General features: G+C 58.8%; 19 protein-coding genes. 7 read left to right on the forward strand and 12 right to left on the reverse strand.

Annotated elements, in window-relative coordinates:
* The 3 genes from ACJ5NV_RS00750 (at position 1) to ptsP (ending at position 4,279) form a co-directional block, all read left to right on the forward strand.
* Positions 1 to 651, forward strand: a complete 651-nt coding sequence (locus ACJ5NV_RS00750; RefSeq protein WP_411641514.1) for an SDR family NAD(P)-dependent oxidoreductase — start codon at positions 1 to 3, stop codon at positions 649 to 651.
* Positions 652 to 757: 106 nt separating this feature from the next.
* Positions 758 to 1,996 (forward strand): aspartate kinase, encoded by a 1,239-nt coding sequence (locus ACJ5NV_RS00755; RefSeq protein WP_411641515.1) that lies wholly within the window; start codon positions 758 to 760, stop codon positions 1,994 to 1,996.
* Between the two features lie 39 nt (positions 1,997 to 2,035).
* Entirely contained in the window at positions 2,036 to 4,279 is a 2,244-nt protein-coding gene (gene ptsP / locus ACJ5NV_RS00760) for a phosphoenolpyruvate--protein phosphotransferase (RefSeq protein WP_411641517.1), read from the forward strand.
* Here ptsP and ACJ5NV_RS00765 read toward each other — a convergent pair.
* Together ACJ5NV_RS00765 and ACJ5NV_RS00770 are read right to left on the reverse strand one after the other, a co-directional pair.
* On the reverse strand, positions 4,276 to 5,073 hold the full coding sequence (locus ACJ5NV_RS00765) for an EcsC family protein (RefSeq protein WP_411641519.1): 798 nt from the start codon (positions 5,071 to 5,073) through the stop codon (positions 4,276 to 4,278). The two genes, ptsP and ACJ5NV_RS00765, sit on opposite strands and share 4 nt — an antisense overlap.
* A 31-nt stretch (positions 5,074 to 5,104) precedes the next feature.
* On the reverse strand, positions 5,105 to 5,605 hold the full coding sequence (locus ACJ5NV_RS00770) for a GNAT family N-acetyltransferase (protein ID WP_411641521.1): 501 nt from the start codon (positions 5,603 to 5,605) through the stop codon (positions 5,105 to 5,107).
* Positions 5,606 to 5,673: 68 nt separating this feature from the next.
* Between ACJ5NV_RS00770 and ACJ5NV_RS00775 the strand changes: the two genes are divergently transcribed.
* On the forward strand, positions 5,674 to 6,282 hold the full coding sequence (locus ACJ5NV_RS00775; protein WP_411641522.1) for a flavin reductase family protein: 609 nt from the start codon (positions 5,674 to 5,676) through the stop codon (positions 6,280 to 6,282).
* A 247-nt stretch (positions 6,283 to 6,529) separates the two neighbouring features.
* On the opposite strand, the gene ACJ5NV_RS00780 is transcribed toward ACJ5NV_RS00775, so the two are convergent.
* A complete protein-coding gene (locus ACJ5NV_RS00780) occupies positions 6,530 to 8,146 on the reverse strand; it encodes a SulP family inorganic anion transporter (protein WP_411641524.1) in 1,617 nt (538 codons plus the stop codon).
* Positions 8,147 to 8,320: 174 nt separating this feature from the next.
* Here ACJ5NV_RS00780 and ACJ5NV_RS00785 point away from each other — a divergent pair, with 174 nt between their 5' ends.
* The gene (locus tag ACJ5NV_RS00785) at positions 8,321 to 9,187 is read left to right on the forward strand and encodes an S-methyl-5'-thioadenosine phosphorylase (RefSeq protein WP_411641526.1); all 867 of its coding nucleotides are present in this window, start codon (positions 8,321 to 8,323) and stop codon (positions 9,185 to 9,187) included.
* A 12-nt stretch (positions 9,188 to 9,199) separates the two neighbouring features.
* Positions 9,200 to 9,730, forward strand: a complete 531-nt coding sequence (locus ACJ5NV_RS00790) for an adenine phosphoribosyltransferase (RefSeq protein ID WP_411641528.1) — start codon at positions 9,200 to 9,202, stop codon at positions 9,728 to 9,730.
* A 123-nt stretch (positions 9,731 to 9,853) separates the two neighbouring features.
* On the opposite strand, the gene ACJ5NV_RS00795 is transcribed toward ACJ5NV_RS00790, so the two are convergent.
* Positions 9,854 to 11,266 (reverse strand): FAD-binding oxidoreductase, encoded by a 1,413-nt coding sequence (locus tag ACJ5NV_RS00795; protein WP_411641530.1) that lies wholly within the window; start codon positions 11,264 to 11,266, stop codon positions 9,854 to 9,856.
* Positions 11,267 to 11,404: 138 nt separating this feature from the next.
* Between ACJ5NV_RS00795 and ACJ5NV_RS00800 the strand changes: the two genes are divergently transcribed.
* Positions 11,405 to 12,052, forward strand: coding sequence for a NeuD/PglB/VioB family sugar acetyltransferase (locus tag ACJ5NV_RS00800; protein WP_411641531.1), 648 nt, complete (start codon positions 11,405 to 11,407; stop codon positions 12,050 to 12,052).
* 2 nt (positions 12,053 to 12,054) lie between these two features.
* On the opposite strand, the gene ACJ5NV_RS00805 is transcribed toward ACJ5NV_RS00800, so the two are convergent.
* The 8 genes from ACJ5NV_RS00805 to cyoE form a co-directional block, all read right to left on the reverse strand.
* Complete coding sequence (locus ACJ5NV_RS00805; RefSeq protein ID WP_411641533.1) at positions 12,055 to 12,639, reverse strand: GNAT family N-acetyltransferase; 585 nt, start codon at positions 12,637 to 12,639, stop codon at positions 12,055 to 12,057.
* Entirely contained in the window at positions 12,639 to 13,907 is a 1,269-nt protein-coding gene (locus ACJ5NV_RS00810) for a M16 family metallopeptidase (protein ID WP_411641535.1), read from the reverse strand. The genes ACJ5NV_RS00805 and ACJ5NV_RS00810 overlap by 1 nt, the downstream gene beginning before the upstream one ends.
* On the reverse strand, positions 13,904 to 15,289 hold the full coding sequence (gene thrC, locus ACJ5NV_RS00815; RefSeq protein ID WP_411641537.1) for a threonine synthase: 1,386 nt from the start codon (positions 15,287 to 15,289) through the stop codon (positions 13,904 to 13,906). The genes ACJ5NV_RS00810 and thrC overlap by 4 nt, the downstream gene beginning before the upstream one ends.
* Before the next feature lie 3 nt (positions 15,290 to 15,292).
* The gene (locus ACJ5NV_RS00820; protein ID WP_411641539.1) at positions 15,293 to 15,967 is read right to left on the reverse strand and encodes an SURF1 family protein; all 675 of its coding nucleotides are present in this window, start codon (positions 15,965 to 15,967) and stop codon (positions 15,293 to 15,295) included.
* 96 nt (positions 15,968 to 16,063) lie between these two features.
* Entirely contained in the window at positions 16,064 to 16,864 is an 801-nt protein-coding gene (locus tag ACJ5NV_RS00825) for a cytochrome c oxidase subunit 3 (protein ID WP_411641541.1), read from the reverse strand.
* A gap of 26 nt (positions 16,865 to 16,890) precedes the next feature.
* Positions 16,891 to 17,505, reverse strand: a complete 615-nt coding sequence (locus tag ACJ5NV_RS00830; protein ID WP_411641543.1) for a cytochrome c oxidase assembly protein — start codon at positions 17,503 to 17,505, stop codon at positions 16,891 to 16,893.
* The gene (locus tag ACJ5NV_RS00835; RefSeq protein ID WP_411641545.1) at positions 17,502 to 17,702 is read right to left on the reverse strand and encodes a hypothetical protein; all 201 of its coding nucleotides are present in this window, start codon (positions 17,700 to 17,702) and stop codon (positions 17,502 to 17,504) included. Before ACJ5NV_RS00835 ends, ACJ5NV_RS00830 begins: the two co-directional genes overlap by 4 nt.
* Positions 17,702 to 18,634, reverse strand: a complete 933-nt coding sequence (gene cyoE, locus ACJ5NV_RS00840; RefSeq protein WP_411641546.1) for a heme o synthase — start codon at positions 18,632 to 18,634, stop codon at positions 17,702 to 17,704. Before cyoE ends, ACJ5NV_RS00835 begins: the two co-directional genes overlap by 1 nt.
* Between the last annotated feature and the right edge of the window lie 24 nt (positions 18,635 to 18,658).

Here is an 18,658-nt window from a genome sequence, read left to right on the forward strand (position 1 = left end):
ATGACTGTTCTGATCACAGGTGCCAATCGGGGCATCGGCAAAGCGCTCTTTGATGGTTATGCACAACGCGGCCAGCCCGTGATAGGCACCCATCGGGCGGCGGATAACGGCGCGATGCGGCAGTTAGACGTGACCGATGCGACCTCTCACGCGGCGCTGGTTGACAGGCTGGGCGAAACCTCCCTTGATCTGCTGATCTGCAATGCCGGGATATATCCAGACAAGGGGGAAACCCTCGATACCGGTTACGCTGCCGCAATGTGGGCCGAAGGATTTGCCACCAATGTCACCGGGGTCTTTCTGACAGTACAGCATCTGCTGCCCGCCCTGCGCCGGGCCGGATCAGCAAAAATCGCGATTATCTCCTCCCAGATGGCGTCAAATACTCGCGCACCGGGTAGCAGCTATATCTACCGGGCCAGCAAGGCGGCAGCGCTCAACCTCGGGCGCAACCTTGCGACCGATCTGGCCGCTGACGGGATTGCGGTTGGCATCTATCACCCCGGCTGGGTCCAAACGGATATGGGCGGCGACACAGCCGACATTGACACCGCAACCTGCATAGCGGGGTTGATGGACCGTTTCGATGCGCTGTCGCTTCGCACAACCGGTTGCTTTGAAACATGGGATGGCAAAGCGCACCCCTATTAAGCCCGTGACATGGCCCGAAAGCGAAGCGCTATAAATGATTGCTCTTCCCGCAGACCGCCAGTAAAGGAAACGCGGATCAAAGCACCGCGCGCCGCAAGGAAGACTAATGCCCACGCTCGTGATGAAATTCGGCGGCACCTCTGTCGCCAACCTGGACCGGATCGCCCGCGCCGCCAAGCGCATCGCGGTCGAGGTCGCCAATGGCTATGACGTGATCGTCATCGTCTCGGCCATGTCGGGCAAGACCAATGAACTGGTCGGCTGGGTCGCGGAAACGTCCCCGCTCTATGACGCCCGCGAATATGATGCGATCGTGTCATCGGGCGAAAACGTGACCGCCGGACTGATGGCACTGCGGCTCCAGGAAATGGATATCCCCGCACGCAGCTGGCAAGGCTGGCAGGTCCCGGTCAAAACCACATCCGCCCATTCCAGCGCCCGGATCGAAGAAATCCCAACCGACAACATTCACGCCAAATTCGGCGAAGGAATGAAGGTGGCCGTTGTGGCGGGTTTTCAAGGGATCAGCCCCGAAGGCCGGATCACCACGCTGGGGCGTGGCGGATCGGATACAACAGCCGTGGCCTTTGCCGCCGCATTCGGGGCCGAACGCTGCGACATTTATACCGATGTCGACGGCGTCTATACCACCGACCCGCGCATTGCGTCCAAAGCGCGCAAACTGGACAAGATCGCCTATGAGGAAATGCTGGAGCTAGCCTCGCTTGGTGCCAAGGTCCTGCAAACCCGCTCGGTCGAACTTGCCATGCGCTACAAGGTGCGCCTGCGGGTGCTTTCGTCATTCGAAGAACCATCGGACAGCGCCGGAACGCTTGTCTGCGATGAGGAGGACATCATGGAATCCAACGTAGTGGCCGGTGTGGCCTATTCCCGCGACGAAGCGAAAATGACACTGATTTCTGTCGCTGACCGGCCGGGGATCGCCGCCGCGATCTTTGGCCCGCTATCTGACGCCGGGGTCAATGTTGACATGATCGTGCAGAACATCTCGGAAGAGGGGCGCACGGATATGACCTTTTCCTGCCCCACCGATCAGGTGCTGCGCGCAGAAAAAGCCATGAACGACGCCAAAGAAAAAGGCGAGATCAACTTTCACGATCTGGTCGCCGATGAAGGCGTGGCCAAGGTCTCTGTCGTGGGCATCGGAATGCGCAGCCACACCGGTGTTGCGGCAAAAATGTTCCGGGTTCTGTCCGCCGAAGGGATCAACATCAAGGTCATCACAACCTCTGAAATCAAAATTTCTGTGCTGGTTGATCGAAAATACATGGAACTTGCCGTGCAAGCCCTACATGATGCTTTCGAACTGGAAAAAGCTGGCTGACCCCACTCACATACCGGTCGGTCCGCAAAAAGGGGGACCATGCCTGATAGCTTGGAAACGGAAAGTCGCAAGCTGCTAGGGCGTTTGCGGGAAGCAATGGCTGCCGATAATGAAGGTCAGGCACGTCTTGATTCCGTCGTAAATCTGATCGCCGATTCGATGCTGACAGAGGTCTGCTCGATCTACCTGTTCCGGGACGATGAAACGCTCGAACTTTGTGCAACGCGCGGTCTTCAAACCGAAGCCGTACACCAAACCCGCATGCGACTGGGCGAAGGGCTCGTTGGGCGCACCGCCAAAGAACGTAAAGTCATCAACGCCGCCGATGCCCCCGCGGCCAAAGGTTTCCGCTACATGCCCGAAACCGGCGAGGAACGATATTCCTCTTTCTGCGGCATCCCGATCCAGCGTCTGGGCGAAGTGCTGGGCGTGCTTGTCGTGCAATCCAAATCCGCACGCGAATTTACCCCGGATGAAATTTACGCGCTCGAAATCGTCGCCATGGTCATCGCCGAGATGACCGAACTCGGCACTTTTGTCGGCGAAGGGGCTGCCCTCTCTGCGCGGCACCAGCAACCGGTCATGGTACGCGGCTCTGTCGCGCAGGAAGGCGTCAGCGAAGGGCAGGTGTTCCTGCACGAACCGCGTGTTGTGGTCACAAATCCGATTTCAGACGACCCGGCCAAGGAACATGAAAGACTGAACGTCGCGATAGAAGAGCTGCGCAAAGCGGTCGATAACATGCTGATCGGCGCGCGCTCTGTCGATGCCGACCAAATTCAGGTGCTCGAAGCATACCGCATGTTCGCCAATTCCGACGGCTGGCTGCGCCGGATGAAGGCCGACGTGGAAAACGGGCTCTCGGCAGAGGCTGCGGTGGAAAAGGAACAATCCCACGCCCGCGCCCGGCTGTCGGGATCGACCGACCCCTATATGCGCGAACGGCTGCATGATCTGGACGACCTGTCAAACCGGCTGCTGCGGATCCTCACCGGGCAAGGTGCTGATGCCAAGGCAGAAATGCCGGACAATCCGATCCTGATCGCGCGCAATATCGGACCGGGGGAATTGCTGGATTACGGCAAGAAACTCAAAGGCATCGTGCTCGAAGAAGGCTCTGTCGGCAGCCACGCCACCATCGTCGCCCGCGCCTGGGCCATCCCGCTGGTGATCAACGCCAAAGGCATCGTGGGCGAGGCATTGAACGGCGACACGATCCTTGTTGACGGTGAACAAGGGATCGCCCACCTGCGCCCGGATGACAGCGTGCATTCTGCCTTCCGCGACAAGATCGCGATGCAGACAAGGGCGCAGGAACGCTACGCCTCAATCCGCGACCTGCCCGCCGAAACCAAATGCGGCAGCGTGATCTCATTGCAGATGAACGCGGGTCTGATGGCCGATCTGCCATCGCTGGATGGGTCCGGTGCCGAAGGCGTGGGGCTGTTCCGCACCGAACTGCAATTTCTGATCCGCAACCAGATGCCGCGCCGGGGCGAATTATCCGCGCTCTATTCCCGGGTGATCAAGGCCGCTCACGGCAAGCGGATCGCGTTCCGCACGCTTGATATCGGGTCAGACAAAGTGTTGCCCTATATGAAACGCAACGACGAACCCAACCCGGCGATGGGCTGGCGAGCGATCCGCGTAGGGCTCGACAAACCCGGCGTGCTGCGGATGCAATTGCAAGCGCTGCTGCGCGCGGCAGACGGCGGGCCATTGGCTGTCATGTTCCCTTTCATAACGCAGCTAGACGAATTCCGCAGCGCCAAAGCAGAAATGGACAAAGCGCTGGAACGCGAAACAAAGTTGGGTCACAAACTGCCCGAAAAGCTCGAAGTCGGCGCGATGCTCGAAACACCCTCGCTGGCCTTTGCGCCTGATGCGTTTTTTGAAGAGGTCGATTTCATCTCCATCGGCGGCAATGATCTGAAACAGTTCTTCTTTGCCGCCGACCGCGAAAATGAACGGGTGCGCAAACGCTATGACACGCTGGATGTCAGCTTTCTGTCGCTGCTCGAACAAATCGTGCAGCGCTGCGGGGCCCATGACACACCTGTATCGTTCTGCGGCGAAGATGCTGGCCGCCCGGTCGAGGCGCTCTGCTTTGCAGCCCTCGGCCTGCGCACCCTGTCGATGCGCCCCGCCTCTGTCGGACCGGTGAAACATCTGCTGCGCAGGGTCAGTCTGGACGAGGTCAAGGAGGTGATGGATGAATCCATCGCCAATGGCGATCAATCCGTGCGGCGGGCCGTAGCGGATTGGCTAGTCTATCAAGTTTAGGGCAATTTCCGTGCGGCCAGCGCGCGGTGAAATTCATCCATCACCACCTCTTCCCCATAGAGGCGGGTCAGCCTGCGCAGCGCAAAATGCACATGCGCCATCGAGACATAGTAATCGACGAAGGCATAATTCGTCCCCGCGCCCGCAGCAGCGCCCAACACCGGCACGGCCTGCGACGCCAGCTTTTGTGACAGGACCGCCGCAAATTTCGGGGCCACCTTCGAAATCAGCTTGTTCACCGCCGCCCCGGACAAGCTCAACCGTGCGCCCAGAAAGGATGTATCGACCCCATCATCCGCATCCCCCGGCCCGCCAGAGCCGAAAACCGCAAGACATTCCATACGTGTTTCATCGGAAAGCGGATCCTCACCATGCTGGGCGGCGACGCTTTGAACAGAGCGAAAGATCAGCGTGGTCGCCACGGGCAATTCGGCAAGCGCGGTCGGAATACCCCCGACGCCGCCCACAGCCCCGGTCAGCGCTGCAATGAAACGGTGCATCCGGTCAGATTCGACACGTTCGCCAATTCCCCCGCGCGATTTACTGGCCACATCATAGCTTTGGCGCAGCGCCTGCCGGGCCAGTTCATTCACTTGGCCCCGCACCGATTTCGGCAGCAGTTTCAGACCGTCTTCGACCTGATGCCCCACGAAACTGATCGCGGTCATCAGCATGCCGCGCGCCCTGCGTTGCCGGTCGGCAATCGCCGCGATCTCTGCGCGGGCGTCATCGGTCAGCGGCGGTTTCGGCTGGGCCGGGTTGATCTCTTTCATCGCGATGCGGTCTTTGTTCATGGCAATAAGATGGGCGCGCGGCGATGAAATTTCAATCGCGCATGGATGTGACCTCTCCGGTGATCCCATCCCAGGCCCCTTCGACAAGGGCTATTCCCAGCACACGATCCGGATTTGTCGGCGGCGGCATGGCGATATTTTCCAGCTTTTCAAACCCGAAACGGCTGTAATACGGCGCATCGCCAACCAGCATGATCCGGGGCCAGCCCGCAGTCTTGGCCCGTTCCAGACAGCGCCACATCAAAAATGCCGCGATGCCTTCACCCTGCCGGGTCGGGTGCACCGCAATCGGACCCAGCAGCACCGCTGTCTCGGCCCCGATCCGAACAGGCCAGTTGCGCACTGCACCCGCCAGAATGCCATCCTGATCACGGGCTGTCAGGCAAAGCGGTGCAATCGGGGCGACACCCTCACGCAGGCGATAAGATGACAAGGCCGTGCGACCGGGCGCAAAGCACAAATCATAAAGCGCCTCGACCTCCCACCAGTCATCCGCCGCTTCCTCGGCCAACAGTATTGCGGCTTGCTGCATATTTCTTTCATGTGGCCAAGAATGTTTCGGCACGCTAACTCTACGGCAAAGCAAGGAAAAGACCCCAGATGTTCTACGAACCGAAAAATGGCCACGGCCTGCCGCATAATCCGTTCAACGCAGTCGTGTCACCACGCCCCATCGGCTGGATTTCAACGCGCGGCAAGGATGGGCAGGACAATCTGGCCCCCTATTCCTTTTTCAACGCCGTCGCCTATGTGCCGCCGCAGGTCATGTTCGCCTCCACCAGCGCCAAAGAAGACCGCGGCGATACCAAAGACAGTGTCGCCAATATCCGCGACACTGGCGTTTTTGCGGTGAATATCGTGGAATATGCGGCGCGCGATCTCATGAACCAAACATCCGGCTCATGGGAAAAGGACACTGATGAATTCGCGCTCGCCGGGGTGGAAAAAGCCGCCTGCGAAACAATCCCCTGCCCGCGCGTCGCCAATGCACCCGCCACGCTGGAATGCACGTTGACCCAAATCGTGCAATTACCGGGCGAGGCGAATTTTGCGGTTTTCGGCGAGGTGACCGGCGTGCATCTGCGCGACAACTGTATCGTCGATGGCAAATTCGATGTGACCCAATTCAACCCGCTCACCCGGTTGGGCTATCGCGATTATTCCGTCATCCGCGAGGTCTTTAGCCTGCAACGGCCCGACGATAGCTGACGCAAGCGCGCCTCCACATGCACCGCAGTCCCGGACCCCGATCCGGGACCTCTGCCTGATTTTTACATGTCTTAACGGCGCATTAACATTTTGCGCCGCGCGCCGCGTTAACCTGCGCATTTCACCACAGCAGTCCGACGGAAGTCCGATGTGTTTCCGATCACCGTTTCTGCCTGTTTTACATAAAAATGAACGCGATTCGGTGGGGTCTGCGCATGCACCCCCACCGAACGTTGCGCAGGGATGGTCAGTGGCCGCCGATAATCCCGGTCCGCACACCGTAATCCACCGCGAGCGCATAATCAGGATCATCATCGCTATCCACGATCAGATGCCCGGCCTTTGACAAAAGCCGGTGGCAGTCATGGCTCAGATGCCGCAGCTGAATCTTCTTGCCCGCGTTTTCATATTTCTGGGCAATCGCCTCAATCGCCTGCAAGGCAGATTGATCCACCACGCGGCTGTCATCAAAGTCGATGATCACCAGCGATGGATCGTTCGCAATCTGAAACAGCTCTGTAAACCCTTCGGATGACCCAAAGAAAAGCGGCCCTTGGATCTGATAGACCTTGGCCCCTTCAGGCGTCTCATAGGTCTTGGCATGAATACGGGTCGCATTGTTCCACGCATAGGCCAGCGCCGAAACGATCACGCCCACAACAACCGCTGTTGCCAGATCCGTCGCAACGGTGACAATTGTCACTAGGATTGTCACAAACGCATCAGTGCGGGGTACTTTGCGCAGGATCGTCAGCGAATTCCAGGCGAATGTCCCGATCACCACCATAAACATCACACCAACCAATGCAGCCAGCGGGATTTGTTCGATCAGGCTACTGGCAAACAGGATGAACGCCAGCAAAAACAGGGCCGCCGCAATCCCGGCCAGCCGGGTGCGGCCACCTGATTTCACATTGATCATCGACTGACCAATCATCGCACAACCACCCATACCACCGAAAAATCCGGTCACCGTATTTGCAGCACCTTGGGCAATACATTCCTGGCTGGCCCCCCCGCGCTTGCCGGTCATTTCGCCCACAAGGTTCAATGTCAGCAGGCTTTCGATCAACCCGATCGCAGCAAGGATCACCGCATAAGGCAGAATGATTTCAAAGGTTTCCCAGTTCAGCGGCACGATGGGCAAATGGAACGGCGGCAGGCCACCTTCGATATCGGCCATGTCGCCCACCAGCGGCACGTCAATGCCAAAGCCGATCACGATAGCCGCGACAATACCAATCCCCGCCAGCGGTGCAGGGATTGCATTGGTCAGCTTAGGCATGACCCAAATAATCGCCATGGTCAGCGCCACCAGCGCCAGCATGATCGCCAAGGACGCACCTGACAGCCATTCACCGCCACCAATGCCATGGCCCACAGCCTCTGCCGTACCAGGCACCTTGAACTGGCCCATCTGCGCCAGAAAGATCACAATGGCCAGCCCGTTCACAAAGCCAAGCATGACCGGATGTGGCACCAGCCGGATGAACTTACCCCAGCGCATTACGCCGACAACGATCTGGATCAACCCCATTAAGACAACGGTGGCAAACAGATATTCAACCCCATGCTGCGCAACAAGGCTGACCATCACGACAGCCAGCGCGCCGGTCGCGCCGGAAATCATCCCCGGACGGCCACCGAGACAGGCGGTAATCAGCCCCACGATAAAGGCCGCATAAAGTCCGACCAACGGTTCCACCCCAGCCACAAAGGCAAAGGCCACAGCCTCAGGCACCAGCGCGAGGGCGACGGTCAGGCCTGACAAAATCTCTGTACGCATCTGCGATGGCGTCAGTGGCGCGTCCGGGTCACGAAGCGAAAGGCTGTCGGCGAAACTCGCCAGTAATGCGCGGGCCATTGATCGTCCTGTCTATTACGGGGATTGTTAGTGCGGCACTAGCGAAGGCTGCCGGTCTTGTCACCCCTGCAAACAGCCCCAAAACGCAGTGTTGCAGTATCGGCACGGCATACGGGGTTCACATTCGCGGTATACAGGGTAAATCACATGGCACGTATTAACATGAGGTTCACGATGAAAACCAAAATCGGCGTGATCGGTGGATCCGGCATCTACGACATGGATGGTTTGCAGGATGCGGCTTGGGTCAGCGTGGACAGCCCCTGGGGCACACCGTCGGATCAGATCCTGACCGGCACGCTTGATGGCGTTGCCATGGCCTTTCTGCCCCGTCACGGGCGGGGCCACGTGCATTCGCCCAGCACTGTGCCCTATCGGGCCAATATCGACGCCCTCAAGCGGCTTGGCGTGACAGATATCATCAGCGTCAGCGCCTGCGGATCGTTCCGCGAAGAGATGGCACCGGGGGATTTCGTCGTCGTTGATCAATTCATCGACCGGACCTTTGCGCGCGAAAAATCCTTTTTCGGTACAGGCTGCGTGGCGCATGTGAGCGTCGCACATCCGACGTGCCCGCGGCTTTCCGAGGCCTGCGGAGAGGCCGGGCGCGCGGCGGGCATCACCATACATCGCGGCGGCACATATCTTGCCATGGAGGGGCCGCAGTTTTCGTCGCAGGCCGAAAGCAGGCTTTACCGCGACTGGGGCTGCGATGTGATCGGCATGACCAATATGCCCGAGGCAAAGCTCGCCCGCGAGGCCGAGATTTGCTACGCCTCTGTCGCGATGGTCACGGATTATGACAGCTGGCACCCCGATCACGGGGCCGTGGACATCACCGAAATCATCGCGACCCTGCAAGGCAATGGCACCAAGGCCCGCGATCTGATCGGGCGCTTGCCCACCCTTCTTGGGGCCGCTCGCGCGCCCTGCCCGCATGGCTGCGACCGGGCGCTGGAATATGCGATAATGACCGCACCAGACAAGCGCGACCCTGTCCTGATCTCTAAACTCGACGCCGTTGCTGGCCGTATTTTGTGAAAGCGTAAACTGATGAAAACCGTCCAAGACTACATCCGCACGATCCCCGATTTTCCGCATGAAGGGATCATGTTTCGCGATGTCACCACATTGTTCAGCGATCCGCGGGGCTTTCGCATTGCCATCGACCAATTACTGCACCCCTATGCGGGCCAACCGATTGACAAAGTCGTGGGGTTGGAAGCACGCGGTTTCATCCTTGGCGGGGCCATCGCGCACCAGCTTTCGCTCGGCTTTGTGCCGATCCGCAAGAAAGGCAAGCTGCCCGGCAAAACCATCGAACAGGCCTATAAACTGGAATACGGCGAGGCAGTCATGGAGGTTCATGACGACGTGCTACAGCCGGGTGAAAAGGTTCTGTTGGTTGATGACCTGCTGGCCACCGGCGGCACGGCCGAGGCCGGGATCAAACTGATCGAACGGATGGGGGCCGAGGTGATCGGCTGCGCCTTTATCATCGACCTGCCCGATCTGGGCGGACGCAAAAAGCTTGCAGCATTGGGCATGGATGTGCATGCGCTCTGCGCCTTTGCCGGGGACTAAAGCGTTTCGGTTTTAACCTGAAACATCACAGATCACCAATTGAGTTTGAGCCGCAGGCGAAAGGCAGCGATTGATGATTCAGGTATAAATCGAAATGCTCTAGCCTTTTGTCCTGCGCGTGGCTCAGCCTTGGCGCAGGACCGCGCCGGGGTTCATGATGCCTTGCGGGTCCAGCGCCTGTTTGATCGCACGCAGCATCGCCAGCTTTACCGGGTCACCATAACGTTCAAGATCGCCGACCTTGAGTCGCCCAATGCCATGTTCGGCGCTGACCGACCCTTGCATTTCATGCACCAGATCATGCACGACCTCTTTCACACGGGGGCGTTCTGCCTCGTAATCTGCGCGGCTACGGCCCTGCGCCGGAAAGACGTTATAATGCAGATTGCCATCGCCCAGATGACCAAAGCAATTGATCCGGAAATCACCAACCTCGGCCAATCGCTGCTGCCCTGTCGCGATAAACTCAGGGATCGCGCCAAGCGGCACCGAAATATCATGCGAACTGACCGAACCGATCAGGCGGTTTGCCTCTGGAATGCTTTCACGGATATGCCAAAATGCCTGTCGCTGGGCGACGTTTTGCGCGATCACCCCGTCGGTCACCAGTTCATCTTCAAATGCAGCGGCAAACAGATCTTCCAGCGCGTCCTCTGGTGCCAGCCCGGCGGGCAGGCCCAGCTCGATCAGCACGGTCCATTCCGGAGCCTCTGCAAAGGGCGGTTTCACCTCTGGCCCGACTTCAGCCAGAAAATCCATGCCCTGACGGTGCATCAATTCAAATGCGGATATGCCTTCGCCGATCCGTTCGCCAGCCATCGCGAGCAGCGCAAGTGCCGCAGCGGGCGACGGCACGGCCATCATCGCGGCACCGGTGCGCGCAGGACGCGGCATTAGTTTAAGCGCGGCGGCGGTGATCACGCCCAGCGTGCCCTCTGCACCGATCATCAGATTGCGCAAATCGTATCCGGTGTTGTCTTTACGCAGCCGGGTCAGCCCGTGCCAGATGGTACCATCCGGGCGCACAACCTCTAGCCCCAGACACAGCGCGCGCGCATTGCCATAACGCAGCACATTGACGCCACCAGCATTGGTTGCCAGCAGCCCGCCAATCCGGGCAGAGCCTTCGGACGCAAGCGAAAGGGGAAATAATCGATCGACATCTTCTGCGGCGCTTTGCACGTCGGCCAGAATAACCCCCGCATCACAGACCAATACGTTTTCCATCTGATGGATCGCCCTGATTTTGTTCATCCGCTCCAGCGACAGCACCACAGGCAGTGGCCCGTCTGGCATCAACTGCCCACCCACCAGCCCGGTGCCCCCGCTATAGGGGACAATCCCCACACCTGCATCAGCACAAGCCTTGACCACCTGCGCGACCTCTTGCGTGCTGCCCGGTGCCACGACCATCCCCTGCCCGGCCCAACGGCCGCGCGGTTCAGACATATACGGCGCCGTGTCGTCACGAAAAGCAGCGGCGGGTAAAGCCGCGCGCAGGCTGGCCTCAAAATCGACGGTAGCGGCGTTCAACATAGCAGTATCCAATTTGCAGTCTCGGCCAATTATAACGTAGCTTTGTGCCGGACCAACAGCCCAAAAGCAGGGCTTGCGGTGAGCGGGGACCGCAGTGATACTCTACTCACGCGAGCAAAAATGAGGCGCATTAATCGCATGAAGATATACGGGATTTACAGTGCGGGAGGGTTCGGGCGCGAGGTCGATAACTTCTTGGCAACCCAATTGTGCGAGCAGGAAAAACACCCCTACCAAATTGTATTCATTGACGACGACCCGGCAGTATCGGGCCAACAGATACATGGCTATGACGTCATGACCTATAATGCGTTCCTGCAATTGACCGATAAGCAAATCAACGTCGCCTTCGCATCCCCTGCCCTTCGTCGCGCCAAAGTCGCGCAGGTCACGCGCGATGAGCTATCATTCTTCTCAATCCGTGCGGCGTCACTGCATCTTGGTCCGGGGGTAGAGATCGGCGAAGGTGCAATTTTCGCCCATAATACCATCGTCACATGTGACGCGAAAATCGGTGCACATTTTCACTGCAATATGTTTTCCTATGTCACCCATGATTGCGTCGTCGGGGATTTTGTGACCTTTGCCGCGCGCGTTTCCCTGAATGGGAGGATCGTGGTCGAGGATGATGTCTATATCGGCTCCGATGCCACGATCCTGCCAGGCAAGATCGACCGGCCGCTGACCATAGGCAAAGGGGCTATTATTGGCGCAGGTGCGGTCGTTACGCGGGATGTGGAACCCGGCACAACGGTGGTCGGCAGTCCTGCACGTCCATTGAAATGACCCTAACCGACGTCCGTGCGCCCGCGCCGGTCGTGGCGCAGGTTGGCGTAAAGCACGTGATTGCGCCAGCGCCCGTTGATTTGCAGATAGCTTTGCGCGACGCCTTCGTATTTATAGCCGCATTGTTCCAGCAGTTTGCGCGAGGCATCATTTTCCGGCAGGCAGCCTGCTTCCATCCGGCTTAGATCCAGCACGGTAAAAGCGTGGTGCACGACTGCTTCGATTGCCTCGCGCATGAAACCCTGCCGGGCAAATGGCGCGCCGATCCAGTAACCCGTCGTGCCAGCCTGCGCCGGTCCGCGCCGGATGTTATCAAGCGTAATCGCCCCCAGCAGCATACTGTCCGCGCGCCGGATCAGGAACAGGGGCAGCGCCGTGCCATTCGCGACAGAGCGTTGCGCCCAATAGACCCGGTTCGTAAATGCCTTGCGCGACAGGTGATCGGCTGCCCATGTGGGTTCCCACGGGCGCAGGAACTCTTCGCTTTGGCGGCGCAGCGCGGTCCAGGCGCGGAAATCCCCGTGCATCGGCGGGCGCAGCGTCAGCCGCTCCGACTCGATCCGGAGTTTCCGTCTGGCGCCAAGCATCAGGCGGCCAGCCTGGCTTTCAACGCCTCAAGCCTTGGGGCCGCTTCTGCCGGGCCGTAAAGCGCCATCGCCGCACCCGCCTGCCCGGCCATTTGCCCGCCGAATGCTTTCACATCACCGGTGGTCACCGCATCAATGCGAGCGATGGTTTCTTCGATCGTCGGGATACGGCCCCAGATTGACAGGAGCCGCGCAAGACGTTCCGCCCTGTTCGACGGGCTTTCCAAGCCCATCAGCAGGCCAGCCTTCATCTGCGCACGGGCGCGGGCGACCTCTGCCGCTGTCATGTCGTCTGCGGCGCGCTTCATTTCATCCATGGTGATATGGGCCAATGCCTCGATCTGTTCGGCACTGGTGCCCGCATAGATCGTGGTCAGGCCGGTATCTTCATAGGCGCCCGCTTGCGCAAAGATCGTGTAGCAAAGCCCACGATTTTCCCGCACTTCCTGAAACAGACGTGACGACATGCCGCCGCCCAACGCGCTGGCGTAAATCTGCGCGGTATAAATCGCCGGATCGCGATAATCCGGTCCTTCCAGCGCCAAGGCGAAATGAACCTGTTCCAGATTGCGAATTTCGCGATGCTCGCCACCGACAAAAGCCGCAGGCTGCAACAATTCCGGTGCACGCGGCACGGCGGCCAGATGCCCGAACAACGCCTCGGCCTGACGGACAATCGCATCGTGATCGACCGCACCGGCCGCTGAAAGGATCATCTGGTTCGGACCGTAATGTTCGCCCACGAACCCTTGTAAATCAGCGCGGGAAAAGGCGCTGACGCGATCCGACGGGCCAAGGATCGTGCGGCCAATGGATTGATCCGGATAGGCGACCTCTTGCAGCCAATCAAAGATAATGTCGTCAGGCGTATCCAATGCTTGCCCGATCTCTTGCAGGATGACGCCACGCTCTACCTCGATCTCGGCAGGGTCAAACACGGGGTTGAGCAGGATATCGGCAATCACGTCGAGCCCCAGCGCAACATCATCTTCAAGCACGCGGGCGTAATAGGCTGTCATCTCGCGGCTGGTATAGGCGTTGATGTAGCCGCCCACATCTTCGATGCTTTCGGCAATCTGCAGGGCGCTGCGCGTTTTGGTGCCCTTGAACGCCATATGTTCAAGAAAGTGGGCAACCCCATTCTGTTCCAGCCGTTCATGGCGTCCGCCAGCCTGAACCCATATTCCGATACTGGTGGATTTCAGGCCGGGCATCTGCTCGGTCACGATTTGAAATCCGTTGGACAGGGTGTGCAGTTCAATCGTCAATGCGTAATCCGTTCTCTGATAACCGCCTGAATCGCGGACAGATCGCCCGTGACGCGGGTGACGCGTTCGGGGCGGTCATACAGGTCTGCCATGCGTGGTGGAAGGGGAGCTGCAACGCCAGATGCGGCTTTGACCGCGTCGGGGAATTTGGCCGGATGGGCGGTGGCGAGCGTCACCATTGGGGTTTTGCCCAGATGCGCCTCTGCCACATGCACACCGACTGCGGTGTGCGGGCAGAGCAATTCGCCATGGTTCAGGCGGTATGCCTTGATCGCCGCTTGTGTTTCTTCTTCTGAGGCGCGCCCGGATTTGAAGGTATCCTTCAGCATCTGATAAGCCCCCTGACTGATCTGGAAACCACCATGTTTCAAGTCATCCATCTGTCCGGCAACAGCCGCACCATCCCGCCCATAAGCGTCAAACAATGCCCGTTCAAAGTTGGAACTGACCTGAATATCCATCGACGGGCTGATCGTCGGCGTCACGCCTTCTTTGGTATAGGCCCCGGTTTCCAGCGTGCGGTGAAGAATGTCATTGCGGTTGGTTGCGACGATCAAATCGGCAATCGGCAAGCCCATCTGCTTAGCGATGTAGCCTGCAAAGATATCGCCGAAATTGCCTGTGGGTACGGTAAAGCTGACGGCGCGATGCGGTGCGCCAAGGCTGACCGCTGCGGTGAAATAATAAACAACCTGCGCCAGCACGCGGCCCCAGTTGATGGAGTTCACGCCCGCCAGTCTCACCTCTTCCCGGAAGGTGAAATCGTTGAACATGTCTTTCACGGCGGCTTGGCAATCGTCGAAATCGCCGTCCACCGCCAGCGCATGCACGTTGCTTTCGCTCGGGGTTGTCATCTGGCGGCGCTGCACCTCGGACACCCGGCCATGCGGGAAAAGAATGAAGACATCCACCGCCTTTAAGCCGCGAAACGCCTCGATCGCAGCCGAGCCGGTGTCGCCGGAGGTCGCCCCGACGATTGTCACCCGCTCGCCCGAGCGTGACAGGGCTGCCTGAAACATCTGGCCGATCAGCTGCATGGCGAAATCTTTGAACGCAAGCGTCGGCCCGTGGAACAGTTCCAGTAGGTAGTGGTTACTGTCCAGCTGCACCAGCGGCGCGCGGGCGGCATGGCCAAAGCCGGCATAAGCCTGCGCGATCAATGTTCTGAACGTCGCATCGGTGAATGTGTCCCCAATAAAGGGGCGCATCACTTCAAAGCCGACCTCTTCATAGGACTTGCCCGCCATCGCCCCGATCTGCGCTTGGGTCAGCGTCGGCACCTCTTCGGGCACATAGAGGCCGCCGTCACGGGCCAGCCCTGTCAGCATTGCCTCTTCAAATGTCAGTACGGGTGCCTGCCCGCGGGTCGAGATATAGCGCATCGGTCAGACGTCCTTTGGCCGGGTCACACGAAAGATCAGGAAAAATGTCATCATGGCCCAAACGAGGGCCAGCGAAAACCAAGTAATCGCATAGTTCAGGTGGTCGTTGGGGATGCCCGCGCTTGTCACCGGCAGTGGTGTCGATGGCAGGCTTGTGTCTGACACTGTGCGCGCGATCAACATGATCTCTTCAGTATTCAGGGCTGCCGCCATGGCGGGCACGTCGCGGGCAAACCAGATGCCCGATGGGTCCGGCGCAGGCGTCCAGCTATCCACCTCGTCCGGCCAGTGCAGATTGCCCGTGATGGTCAGTGTTTCGGCGACAGGATCAGCCCCCAGCGTTTGAAGCGGGACATAGCCCAAATCGACCATGATCCGCCGGTCGCCGGTTTGAAAAGGCGAAATCAGACGATACCCCGCGCCCAGATCCTTGGCAGAAATGAGCACATAAAGCGGCGTGCCAACGGTTTCACCCGTGAGCGTCACAGGCAGATACCGATCCGCCTCTGGCTCTGGGCTATCAGGCAGGGCGACAGGGACCGCCGTGATCCGCGCGTCGATATCGTCCAGAATTGCAGACTTCCATGTCAGCCGCTGCATCTGCCAGACGCCAAGGCTGATCAGCACCGCACAACCGGCGATCCCGAGCAGAAGAGGGAAGAAAATTTTGCGGAGCATCTTTGACCTTTGATGCAAAAACGCGCGAACGGTGCCGCGCGTTGTTCTTTCAAGGTAAGGTGGATCTGGATCCACCTTACGTCGCGACATCTGTGGTTATCCGCCCCAGACGTAGACCGCCGCAAAGAGGAACAGCCAAACCACATCGACGAAATGCCAGTACCATGCCGCCGCTTCAAACCCGATATGTTTCTCAGGGGTGAAGTCGCCGCGTTGCAGCCGCAGCAGACAAACAAAAAGGAAAATCGTCCCGATCAACACATGCACACCGTGGAACCCGGTCGCCATGAAGAAGTTCGCGCCATAGATATTGCCGGAGAAGCCAAACGCGGCATGAGTGTATTCATACACCTGGAAGACGGTGAACAGCGCGCCCAGCCCGATGGCAAGGATCAGGCCCCACTTCATATCCTGACGGTTGTTTTCATGCACTAGCGCATGGTGCGCCCAAGTAGCAGCCGCACCGGAACAGAGCAGGATCAGCGTGTTGATCAGCGGCAGGTGCCAAGGGTCAAAGGTTTCGATCCCGGCGGGTGGCCAGACGCCATCCTGAATTGGGCTCATCGGGCCCATCGGATACATGGCATGCTTGAAGAAAGACCAGAACCAAGCGGCAAAGAACATCACCTCGGACATGATGAACATGATAAAGCCATACCGCAGGCCGATCCGCACAACGGGGGTGTGATCCCCCACCCGGCTTTCGGCCACGACGTCGGACCACCATCCAAACATCACATAAAGCACGGCGGCGAGACCGATCAGGAACATCCAAGGGCCGGAACCCTGCATCCACAGCACAGCGCCAAACAGCATGATAAACGAGCCTACACCGCCAATCATGGGCCAGATCGAGGGTGGCAGAATATGATAATCGTGATTTTTTGCGTGCGCCATGTGGTGCGTTCCCTATAGGCTGGTCGTTAGTTTGTTTCTATGGCGTTTTGCGGCGCCGTTGTCAAAGCAGCAGGCGCCAGTGCGGCCTGCATTTCATCCTCGGGGAGGTCGATCTGGTAGAAGGTATAGCTGAGCGTGATCGTGTGCACATATTGCCCTTCGCGGTCATCCACGATGGCCGGATCCACGAAGAAACTCACCGGCATCATCATCGTTTCGCCGGGTTGCAGGACTTGCTCGGTGAAGCAGAAGCATTCGATCTTATCAAAGAAACCGCCCGCTTCATATGGGGTGACATTATAAGACGCCTGACCGGCGATCGGCACATCAAGTGGGTTATGCGCTTCGTAGAAGGCCAGCCCGGTTTCACCGATCCGAAGCTCCATCTCGCGGACTGCCGGTTTAAAGCTCCATGGCATATCCCGGTCCAGCGAGCCATCAAAGCGTACCTTGATTGTCTGATCCAGAATCACGTCGCTGCCACTGTCAGCCACATTGGTTATGCCGCCAAACCCGGTGACCCGGCAGAACCAATCGTAAAAGGGAACAGACGCCCAAGCGAGAGAGCCCATCAGCAGGACGACACCGACTGTCATGGCAGCAGTGCGCTGCGGACCGTCGAGGTTTCGAAAGATATTCACTCCGCATCCTCCGCCGGTATGATTTGCGGCCGACTGACATGGTCGAAGGTTTCGAACTTACGAGCATCACCCAGTTGCAGAACCTTTACGACGGTCAAGCCAAAGACAATGGCGATGAAACCAACAAGCAATAGCCCAACACCGAAATTGCGGCCTTTGCGCCGCTCGTGCATCTCATGCTCAACCCGGATCGCCATTACCAGCCCCCCAGCCCGTATGGGCGCAGCGCAGCCTCGGCCAGCAGCGCGCCAAAATGCAGGAAAAGATAGTAGAGCGACACTTTGAAGGCGTTGATTTCCACCGCGTGTTTATCCGCTTCGCAATCCGCATCAGTACGCCGCCAGATGTCATAGCTCCCTTTGAGAAACCATGCGTTCATGATGACTGCCACGCTCATGTAGATCGGCCCGCCAATGGACGTCAGGCCCAGACCCAGCGCCACGGGTACCAGAAGCAACATGTAGATCAGAATATGCCGACGCGTCGCGTCCCGCCCGTGCGTTTCGGTCAACATCGGTACACCCGCATTGCCGTAATCGGATTTGACAAAAAGCGCGAGAGACCAGAAATGCGGCGGTGTCCACATAAAGATCAGGCCAAACATTAAGACGCTTTCAATGCTGACCCCACCCGTGGCGATGGCCCAGCCGATCATTGGCGGGAAAGCACCTGCGGCACCGCCAATCACGATATTCTGCGGCGTAGAGCGTTTGAGCCACATCGAATAAATGACCGCGTAGAAGAAAACGGTGAACGCCAGCAGGAAAGCCGCGAGGAAATTAGTGGCCAGCGCCAGAAGGACGATGGCGAAACTGGACAGCGCAAGGCCGATGGCCAGCGCTTCACCTGGGGCAACACGGCCAGAGGGAATTGGGCGACCTGCAGTCCGCTTCATCTGCGAATCAATGTCGGCATCCCACCACATGTTCAGCGCACCGGATGCCCCTGCCCCGACGGCGATACAAAGAATGCCGACAAAGCCGATGAAAGGGTGGACCGGAACCGGTGCGACGAGCAGCCCGACCAACGCGGTAAACACAACCAATGACATCACACGCGGCTTCAACAGGGCGAAGTAATCCCCCATGTTAGCCTCGTAAACACTGTCATTCACACTGATATCGCTCATCCGGAACCTTCGGGGGCGGTGGGT

Origin of the sequence: Loktanella agnita (assembly GCF_046640325.1) — a bacterium.
Lineage (GTDB): Bacteria > Pseudomonadota > Alphaproteobacteria > Rhodobacterales > Rhodobacteraceae > Yoonia > Yoonia agnita.

Bases quoted from the DNA above. Each gene is read 5' to 3' on its own strand.
- ACJ5NV_RS00825 (WP_411641541.1), bottom strand. From the start codon at position 16,864: ATGGCGCACGCAAAAAATCACGATTATCATATTCTGCCACCCTCGATC.
- ACJ5NV_RS00790 (WP_411641528.1), top strand. From the start codon at position 9,200: ATGAAAACCGTCCAAGACTACATCCGCACGATCCCCGATTTTCCGCAT.
- ACJ5NV_RS00775 (WP_411641522.1), top strand. From the start codon at position 5,674: ATGTTCTACGAACCGAAAAATGGCCACGGCCTGCCGCATAATCCGTTC.
- ACJ5NV_RS00765 (WP_411641519.1), bottom strand. From the start codon at position 5,073: ATGAACAAAGACCGCATCGCGATGAAAGAGATCAACCCGGCCCAGCCG.
- ACJ5NV_RS00780 (WP_411641524.1), bottom strand. From the start codon at position 8,146: ATGGCCCGCGCATTACTGGCGAGTTTCGCCGACAGCCTTTCGCTTCGT.
- ACJ5NV_RS00750 (WP_411641514.1), top strand. From the start codon at position 1: ATGACTGTTCTGATCACAGGTGCCAATCGGGGCATCGGCAAAGCGCTC.
- ACJ5NV_RS00800 (WP_411641531.1), top strand. From the start codon at position 11,405: ATGAAGATATACGGGATTTACAGTGCGGGAGGGTTCGGGCGCGAGGTC.
- ACJ5NV_RS00835 (WP_411641545.1), bottom strand. From the start codon at position 17,702: ATGGCGATCCGGGTTGAGCATGAGATGCACGAGCGGCGCAAAGGCCGC.
- thrC (WP_411641537.1), bottom strand. From the start codon at position 15,289: ATGCGCTATATCTCGACCCGCGGGCAGGCACCCGTACTGACATTTGAA.
- ACJ5NV_RS00805 (WP_411641533.1), bottom strand. From the start codon at position 12,639: ATGCTTGGCGCCAGACGGAAACTCCGGATCGAGTCGGAGCGGCTGACG.
- ACJ5NV_RS00795 (WP_411641530.1), bottom strand. From the start codon at position 11,266: ATGTTGAACGCCGCTACCGTCGATTTTGAGGCCAGCCTGCGCGCGGCT.
- ACJ5NV_RS00755 (WP_411641515.1), top strand. From the start codon at position 758: ATGCCCACGCTCGTGATGAAATTCGGCGGCACCTCTGTCGCCAACCTG.
- ptsP (WP_411641517.1), top strand. From the start codon at position 2,036: ATGCCTGATAGCTTGGAAACGGAAAGTCGCAAGCTGCTAGGGCGTTTG.
- ACJ5NV_RS00785 (WP_411641526.1), top strand. From the start codon at position 8,321: ATGAAAACCAAAATCGGCGTGATCGGTGGATCCGGCATCTACGACATG.
- ACJ5NV_RS00770 (WP_411641521.1), bottom strand. From the start codon at position 5,605: ATGCAGCAAGCCGCAATACTGTTGGCCGAGGAAGCGGCGGATGACTGG.
- cyoE (WP_411641546.1), bottom strand. From the start codon at position 18,634: ATGAGCGATATCAGTGTGAATGACAGTGTTTACGAGGCTAACATGGGG.
- ACJ5NV_RS00820 (WP_411641539.1), bottom strand. From the start codon at position 15,967: ATGCTCCGCAAAATTTTCTTCCCTCTTCTGCTCGGGATCGCCGGTTGT.